Below are 7946 nucleotides of genomic sequence, written 5' to 3'. Positions count from 1 at the left end.
ACGGCGTAGCGCGGTCCCCAGTCGGCGTCGAAGGGCGCCAGTTCGCCGCGGGCGCCGGCGGCGGTGAGGGCGGCGTAGCGGGTGTCTACTTCGGAGGGTGTCGCGCACTCGAAGGCCAGGGCGACGCGGGGGCCGCCCGAGGGGTGGACGTACCTCGGGTTGATGCGTTCGATGAGGGCGACGGTGTCCCAGGAGATCCGCACGCCGCCGAGGTCGATCTCGACGTGTTCGTCCGCCTCGGCCCCCACGGGGATGTCGAGGCCGAGGCGGCGGTAGAAGTCCAGTGAGGCGGCCAGATCCGCGACGATCAGCTCGATGACTCTCAATCTCGGCGTCATCGGGGCAGCATAGGCCGCGGGGGGCGCTACTCCACCAGGTCCCGCTCGGGGAAGGAGAAGGCGGGCAGCTTCGCGAAGTGCGGCGAGGGGTTGTCCCAGCCGAGCGCCTCGGCCTGGGCGCGGCTGCGGCGGCCCGCCGTGACGCGGGCGAGCTCGTAGCCGCTGGCGTGCACCGTGGCGGTGGGGTTGTCGGGGCCGAGTTGCCACTCGGCGTCGAGGTCGTCGGCGACGAGGCGCACCGCGGGGGTGTGGTCGGGCCAGTTGGCGGTGGCGGATTGCGCGATGGTGCCGAGGACGAAGCGGAGCCGGTCCGGGTCGCGGTCGACGGGGAGGTCGAGGGCGGCGCGAATGTCCTGTTCGTGGTGCCACAGGTCGAAGGCGCTGGGCCACGTACCCCGGTCGGCGCGGAGCCTGTCGTCGAAGCGGTCGGCGGCGGCGGTCCACTCGGCGCAGATTTCGTCCAGTGTGAGCTTGGCGCGGTCCTCGACCTGGACGGCCGTCCATTCGGGGGCGCCGCGCCGGTCGGTGTTGCCCGACAGGATGTCGGCGGCGACGCCGACGGAATGCGCGTAGGTGTCGCGGATGGTCCACAGCGGGAGCGCGGGGACCGGGGCCTCGGCGCCCGATTCGTCCAATGTGGCGGCGAGCTCGAGGAGCCGGGTTCTGAGGTGTTGGTATACGTCGATGCCCGTGGTCATGGCGGGATGCCCCTTCTCTGAAGTTACTTGCATGACGCTAGTCTGTAAGCTTTTATCACGCTAGCATGGACACTTTCATGAAGCAAGTTGGGAGAAGCGATGCTGGGAAGGCTCTACGACACGCAGGAGTGCTCGGCGGCCCGCACCCTGGAACTGGTCGGCGAACGCTGGACCCTGCTGATCCTGCGCGACGCGATCTTTCGGGGCTACACCCGCTTCTCCCAGTTCCAACAGGTCCTGGGGGTCGCGCCGAACATCCTCACCAAGCGCCTCAACGCCCTGGTGGACAACGGAATCCTGCGCGCCGTGCCCACGGGGCGGCCCGACCACCACGACTACGTGCTCACCGAGATGGGCGCCGACCTCAAGCCGACCCTGATGGCCCTGACCGCCTGGGGCGACCGCTGGGTGCGCCCCGGGCCCGCGATCTTCGTCCACGACACCTGCGGCACCGAGATCGTCCAGCGGTTCCATTGTCCACAGTGCGACGAGACGGTCGAGCACCAGGACATCCGCGGCGAGGCCCGCCCCGACTTCGTCCCGCGCGGGTAGTCACTTACCGAGCTTGACGCCCTGCTGCTCCATGAACGGGATCGGGTCGATCGCGTTGTCGTTGGTGGCCACGTCCCCGCCGGTGTGCACCTCGAAGTGGACGTGCGGCCCCGAGGAGTTGCCCGAGGTGCCCGAGATGCCCAGCACCTCTCCGGCCTGGACCTTCTGGCCGACCTTGACGTACGGGTGCTCCTGCATGTGGCAGTAGCGGGTGATGATGTTGTCGGCGTGCTTCACCTCGACGTACCAGCCGCAGCCCAGCACCGACACCGACCCGTCCTTGTCGCACGAGTACGGCGCGCCGTTCAGGGAAGCGTTGCACTCCACCGTGATCACCACACCGCCGCTGGCGGCGTGGATGTCGGTGCCGCGCTTGGCACCCAGGTCGACCCCGTAGTGGGTGGGGCGGTCCGGGGGCCGGAAGCCCGACACGATCGGCGCCTTCACCGGCGCCGTCCAGCCCGAGGCCGCGATCTGCGCGCCCTTGGCGCAGCTGCCGGCCTTGCCGTTGTCGGCCGCGGCGCGGCCCGCGCCGTCGGTCAGCGAGTTCACCACGTCCGTGGCCATCGGCTCCCACTTGGCGTAGGCGTCGGGGAAGGCCGAGCGCTGCACGGTCTGGGCGGCCACCGTGAGATCCAGCTCCTGCCAGTGCGGGATCTTCCGCAGGCTCTTGTAGAAGCTGGTGGACGCGTGCACCGGGTCGGTGACCTCGTCGGGGGTGCCCCAGCCCTTGGAGGGGCGCTGCTGGAACAGGCCCAGCGAGTCGTGGTCGTTGCTGGTGCCCAGATTCCCGTAATTGTGCAGTGTGGACTCCTGCATGGAGGTGGCCACGGCGATGATCCAGCCGCGCGGCGGCACGTCCAGCTTCTGTCCGGTCTGGACGATGGTGGCGGCGTTGCCCATCTGCTCCTTGTTGAGGTGACGCACCGAGGGCAAGGGCCCGTTCACATCGACGGTGTCGCCGGAGCCGCAGCCCGTGGTGTTCATCGCCCAGTCGTCGCTGGCCGACAGGGTCAGCGAGATGATGTAGACGACCACGCCGCCGCAGCACAACAGGGCCATGGCGCCCGCCGCGATCGACCACCAGAGTCTTTTGCGGACGCGGCGACGCAGCGCACCGTCGACCTCGGGCTCGGTGGCCTCGGCGTTGGTCTCCATGTGGTGTGTCCGTTGGTTAGGTGGCTACGGGGTTCGGCGGTGTCGACGGCTCAAGGGTTCTGGAAATCGATCCCGTCGACCAGCCACTTTCCATCTTGCTCGACCATCCGCAGCAACAGCAAACCCGCGTCGGTCTGAAAGTTGACATTATTGCCCGTCAGCTCCGGTTTGCCCCGGATTTCCTTGATGGGCACCCGCGACGGATCGGTCTGCTTCAGCTCCTGCTTCTTCTCGCCGGTCAGATACGGGCTGATGCCCGCGAACCAGTCCTTCTGGGATTTATCCGTGTCGATGTATGCCTTGGTGAACGCCTTGGCGTTGTCCACGGCCTTGGCCGGGAGATTGCTGGAGGGTTTGGCGTCCGAGCCCGGGTCCTCCATGCCGTCGTTGGGCGCGCCGCTGCCCGCGTCGTCGGAGTACGTCGAGCCGTTGTTGACGCCGTTGCCGGGGTTGGGATCGCTGTTGGCCTTGGCGATCACCACCACGGCGATCACCGCCAGCAGCAGGATCGCCGCGATGCCGTAGCGCGACCCCAACAGCCGCATAACTTTCCGGGTCATGGGGTGGGACTCCTAATCGGGACGCACCGTCACCAGGGGACGGTCACCGGCCCGCGAGCCGCTGCCGGAACCGCTGGGGCGGTAGACCGAGTAGCCCGACCGCGAGCCGCTGTCGGAGCGGCCCGGCGCCGGACGCGACGGCAGACCCGCCGACGGGCTGGTGGGGGAGCGGCCGCCGCCGCGTTTGGACGCCGCCATCAGGGGTTCCTTGCTGGACTTGGCATCCGCCGCGGCGTCCTCGGCGACGTCCTCGGGGCGGCCGGTCTTGTCCTTGATGGTGATCTTCTGGTTGACGTTCACCGTGGATCGTCGGCGCCCGAGCGCGGCGTCGGCGATGCTGGAGCCGCCGCGCAGGGAACCTATGCGGCGGTAGGGTCTCAGCAGCATCCAGGCGGCCGCGCCGATCAACGCGATCAGGGTGACCTGGAGCCAGCCGGGTATTCCGGCCGACAGGATCTGGCTGACCGCGAACAGATACACCGCCGCGGCGACACCGAACACCACCACGTTGATGATCGCGGCGACCACGGCCGATATCAGGCGCTTGAAGCCGCCCGAGGCCGGGCGCAGGATCGCGATCGTGCCGATCAGGGGCAACGCGACCACCGCCCAGCGGATCAACAGGAATCCCAGGATGATCAGGATGGACGCGGTGATGTCGAACAGCGCGAAGAACAGCGCCGACAGGATCGCCAACAGCCCGGTTCCGGCCCGGTCCCAGCCGTTTTGGCCGGTGAGGTTCTGGTAGGCCTCCGGGTCCTCCTTCTTGATGGCGGCGGCGACATTGCGCCACTCGGCTTCCTTAGAGGCAACGATGCGATGGCGCTCGTTAGAGTCAGAACGGGCCTTTCGGATCTCCTCCCAGGTGAAGGCTGTCGCATCGTAAAGTGCGGGACCGTACTTGTACGCGGTGTTACCGCTCTTGACTACGGGATCTCCATTGCCGTCCTTGACGACATCGCCTTTGGAGTCTCGTTTGTAGGTGACTTTTTCGTTTTGGCCAAGCTCGGAGCGAATCCAGTTCTCGTAAAGGATCTCACCGGTGGCCATGTCCGATGCGCGCATCGCTGGGCTTCGCAAGTCTTTGCAGGAACCGGAACAGTTATTGTCGGCGGGCGGTCCGATCGCGTCCTGCACGACACTCAACGACTGGGTGAGCCCCTCGTCGGCGAAGTTGGCCGACTCGACGGGCCAGCGCGCCACGGCGGTGACCACGATGAGCACCAACACCGCCCAGCCCGCGGTGGTGACCGCCATCGACATGTCGGCCTGGCGCGAGCGCCAGATCAGGTACAGGCCAACGAGTCCGACCGTGATCGCGCCGAACGGGGAGAACACCTTGGTGTAGATCGCGTGGGTGGCCTTGGAGACGAACTTGTCGGCCCAGCCCCACATCCCGGCCGGTTCCCAGGCCGCCTCGCGCAGGCCGTTGGAAGCGCCGATGATCCCGGTGGCGATGGTGAACTCGAGATTGGCCATCGAGTTGCCCGCGCCGTCCTTGCTGGGTACCGCATCTCCGGCACATCCCAGATCGTAAGTGGGAAGCTGGTAACCGCCGTATCCATATACAGTATACTGTCCCTCGGGGACTCTAACGTTCTTGTACTTCTTGTCGTGATACCACTCGGGTTCCTGTGCGAACCATCCCGCCATACCCGCGTCGGGGGCCTCGGCCACCGGCGGCTCCTTGCACATACTCTTGGGTTCAGCGGGCAACTTTTTCGCACACTCGCTGGGTTTGTTGTGCCACTCGACGGTGGAGCACTTGCCGTCCGCGTTGGCCGTTCCCGAACTGAACAACAACACCCCACCGGCCGCCACTCCCACCACGGCCAGGCGCACGAAGATTCGTCGAAGTCGTTGAGGGGCAGTCATGGCTATCCCGATCCCATCTGGCTTCCGGCCGGTCCGGTGCGTTGTGACGCCGTTCCCATCTCGGTGGGGGCGTTGGCGGGGCGTTCGGCGGCCTCGCGGCCACCGGGCGTCGTGTCGAGGTGTTCGAGAAGACCCGGCACGTAGGAGATGTCGGCGCGCATCCGCTGCACCCGTCCGTCCACATCGCGCATGATGAACTCGCGGTAGGGGAGCTTCGCGGTGCCGGTGCTGTCGATTTCGGACAGCGACGCCAGGGTCTGCTCGTAGCCGACGTCGCGCGGCACCCGCAGCATCCGCAGCGCCTCGGCGGCGATCTCGGGGTCCTCGGCGATGCGGCCCACGAACACCGTCGACACCAGGTTCTGGACGTCGAGGCCCAGGATGTCGGTGGGGTTCTGGGAGGCCACCAGCGCCGCGAGATTCCACTTTCGGGAGTCGCGCGCCATGCGCACCAGGAAGGATCGGCCCGATCGCCAGCCCTCCATGAAGTGCGCCTCGTCGAGGCCGACCAGCTTGCGGCGGTTGATGTCGCCGCCGTAGGAGCGCCGCACCGCGAGGCGGTGGGCGGTGTGCAGCATGGGAAGCGCCAGGGCCTCCTCCGCGGACCAGTACTCGCGCTCGATCTTCAGGTCGGGCAGCCGCAGGCCCGCCATGGTGATGACGGTGAGGATCGCGTCGTCGGTGAGCATGTCCGCGGGCGGGGAGCCGAAGAACAGCATGGCCAGCGGCATCTCGGCGGTGTCCAGCAGCAGGGCCGCCAGTTCCGAGCCCTCCTCGCCCTGGTCCTGAAGGCAGTCCACGATGTCTTCCAGTGTGGACGTTTCCTCGGCCGGCACCTGGCGGGCGGCGTGCCGCAGCAGCCGGGCGGTGTTGGCCTCCCGGGCCACCTGCGGCGGCACCAGCATGGAACAGATGTCCTGCACCAGCATGCGGCGCTCGGCGCGGGCGTTGGACACCGCGATGTGGAACTCGCGGTCGGCCTCGGGGCCGGTGTCCCAGTGCTCCCGCTTCGGGGTGGGGATCAGCGCGTACGGCGCCAGGGTCCCCGGCTCGGAGCCGGTCAGGTTCAGCACCTTGCTGTAGGGCTTGAGTTCCGGCATCTCGCACAGCCGGGCCAGCGGGCCCGACGGGTCCAGGAGGGTCACCTGGACGCCGCGGCGGGCCGCCAGGTAGCCCAGCGAACCCATCAATGTGGACTTACCGCCGCCGGGCTCGGCGACGAAGACCGCCAGACCCGAGCGCTCCCGGATCTCCATCGGGAAATGTAGATCCAGGAATACCGGGCGGCGGCAGGTGCCGCTGGTGCGCCCGATGAGGTCGCCGCGGTGATCGCCCACGGTGGATGCCGCCTGCGGCAGCGAGGCCGCGAACAGCCGCACCGGCATCCGGCGCAGGTAACCGGTGTTGGCCACCGGCTCCCCGGGGACGAACTCGCGGGCCAGCCAGTCCTGATTCTTGGGGTGCTGCAAGGAGAGCCGCAGATCCCGGTTGTACATCTGGATCACCTTGCGGGCCCGCTCCAGGCACTCGTCGCGGTCGTCGGCCGACACCGCCAGGCGGTGCCAGCCGTGAATGCGGGCCGCGTCGGTGGCCATGCCGGTCGTCATCTCGTCGCCGACGTTGAGGGCGCGCTGTGCCAGACGCTCCAGTTCGGGCGGTGCGTCCATGGCGTGCTCGTCGTAGTCGTGCTGCTGGGAGCGGATCATCCGCAGGCGGTGCTCCAGGTTGCGAAACGCCTCGCCCGGCCCCAGAACGTCCATGCGGGACGAGATCTCCATGGGCCACGGCGCCCGTTCGTGGAAGTGCAGCCACGGCTCGTGCCGCTCGGGGATCTCGAGGTCCTCCATGCGGCCCACGGTCAACACCGCGACGTGCCGTTCCTCGTCGGTGAGCCGATTGACCAGCTTGACGGTCGAGCCGTACGGGGTGCGGTATCGCTCGATGTGCTCGGTCAGCGCCAGTACGTCGCCCGGCTCCCATAGGCCATTGCGGACGGACGACAGCAGGTTCGGCGGGTCCATGCCCAGCGCCACCGAGCGGTAGATCAGCCACTCCAGCTCGTGGCTGGTGGCGCGCCGCGCCCGCACGCCGTAGGCGCCCAGCACCTCGTCGAACTGCTCGGTGGCCCGCTCGATGCGGGTGCGCTCGCTGTGTTTGGTGCCCCGGTTGAAGACCCGGCCGAACTTCTCGCCGAGCGTGTCGGTGAGCGTGCGGCGGGCGAAGCTGATGCCCAGGTAGGTCTCGCCCTCGGCGTGCTGCACCTGGTGCAGGTGGTGCTGGGCGTTGACCAGGTGGTCGCCCCAGCTCGCCGCCCCCGCCACCGCGGGCAGCGGCCGCGGCGTGTTGTTGTCGACGGTGCGCGCCCACTGGTCGGCGGGGAAGGGTCGGGTGGTGCGCCGCAGGTGCAGGCGGTACCCGGCCATTCCCGCGTACTGCTCGGAGATCGCGGAGATCAGCGCCTCGCGCTCGGCGTCGGGCCGAAACGCCCAGCGGACCTCGGGCAGCTTGTACCAGGCGGTGACGGCCGTCGGCGTGAACGTCGCGTGCCCCGCGATCTCGGTGATCGCCAGCTCCTGGGCCGCCGAGCGGTCCTTGTGCTTGGGCGGCTTGGGAAGCCGACGCGGCTTCTCCTTGCGGCGGTCCTCCTCGGACGTCTTCTGCACGGGCACCAGCTCGTTGTGCCGATGGGGCTCCATGCTGGGCACGGGCGCGGGCACTGCGGGCGGCGCGGGAGAGATCGGCGGGGCGGGCCGCGTCGACAGGCG

At 68.5% G+C, this 7946-nt stretch carries 7 protein-coding genes; 1 reads left to right on the top strand and 6 read right to left on the bottom strand.

The genetic code is table 11. From position 1 onward, the window contains the following. Together VE172_RS19105 and VE172_RS19100 are read right to left on the bottom strand one after the other, a co-directional pair. Positions 1-338, bottom strand: a 338-nt coding sequence (locus tag VE172_RS19105) for a VOC family protein (RefSeq protein WP_324803560.1), incomplete at its 3' end; no start/stop codon positions are given. Between the two features lie 26 nt (positions 339-364). Further along, positions 365-1069: a maleylpyruvate isomerase family mycothiol-dependent enzyme gene (locus VE172_RS19100; protein WP_324803559.1), complete on the bottom strand. Its 705-nt coding sequence runs from the start codon at positions 1067-1069 to the stop codon at positions 365-367. 66 nt (positions 1070-1135) lie between these two features. Between VE172_RS19100 and VE172_RS19095 the strand changes: the two genes are divergently transcribed. Then, entirely contained in the window at positions 1136-1588 is a 453-nt protein-coding gene (locus VE172_RS19095) for a winged helix-turn-helix transcriptional regulator (RefSeq protein ID WP_324803558.1), read from the top strand. On the opposite strand, the gene VE172_RS19090 is transcribed toward VE172_RS19095, so the two are convergent. From VE172_RS19090 to VE172_RS19075, 4 genes are all read right to left on the bottom strand, one after another. Continuing rightward, complete coding sequence (locus VE172_RS19090) at positions 1589-2746, bottom strand: M23 family metallopeptidase (RefSeq protein WP_324803557.1); 1158 nt, start codon at positions 2744-2746, stop codon at positions 1589-1591. Positions 2747-2796: 50 nt separating this feature from the next. Beyond that, positions 2797-3306 carry a hypothetical protein gene (locus VE172_RS19085; RefSeq protein ID WP_324803556.1) on the bottom strand — a complete coding sequence of 170 codons (510 nt, stop codon included), beginning with the start codon at positions 3304-3306 and terminating at the stop codon, positions 2797-2799. A gap of 12 nt (positions 3307-3318) precedes the next feature. Further along, the gene (locus VE172_RS19080; RefSeq protein ID WP_324803555.1) at positions 3319-4983 is read right to left on the bottom strand and encodes a hypothetical protein; all 1665 of its coding nucleotides are present in this window, start codon (positions 4981-4983) and stop codon (positions 3319-3321) included. 200 nt (positions 4984-5183) lie between these two features. Then, on the bottom strand, positions 5184-7946 hold a 2763-nt coding region (locus VE172_RS19075), incomplete at its 5' end, for an ATP-binding protein (protein ID WP_324803554.1).

The organism is Stackebrandtia sp. (assembly GCF_035643755.1).
Taxonomy (GTDB): Bacteria; Actinomycetota; Actinomycetes; order Mycobacteriales; family Micromonosporaceae; genus Stackebrandtia.
The sequence above is the reverse complement of the archived record's forward strand: the minus strand, read 5'-3'. Positions and strand labels throughout refer to the sequence as shown.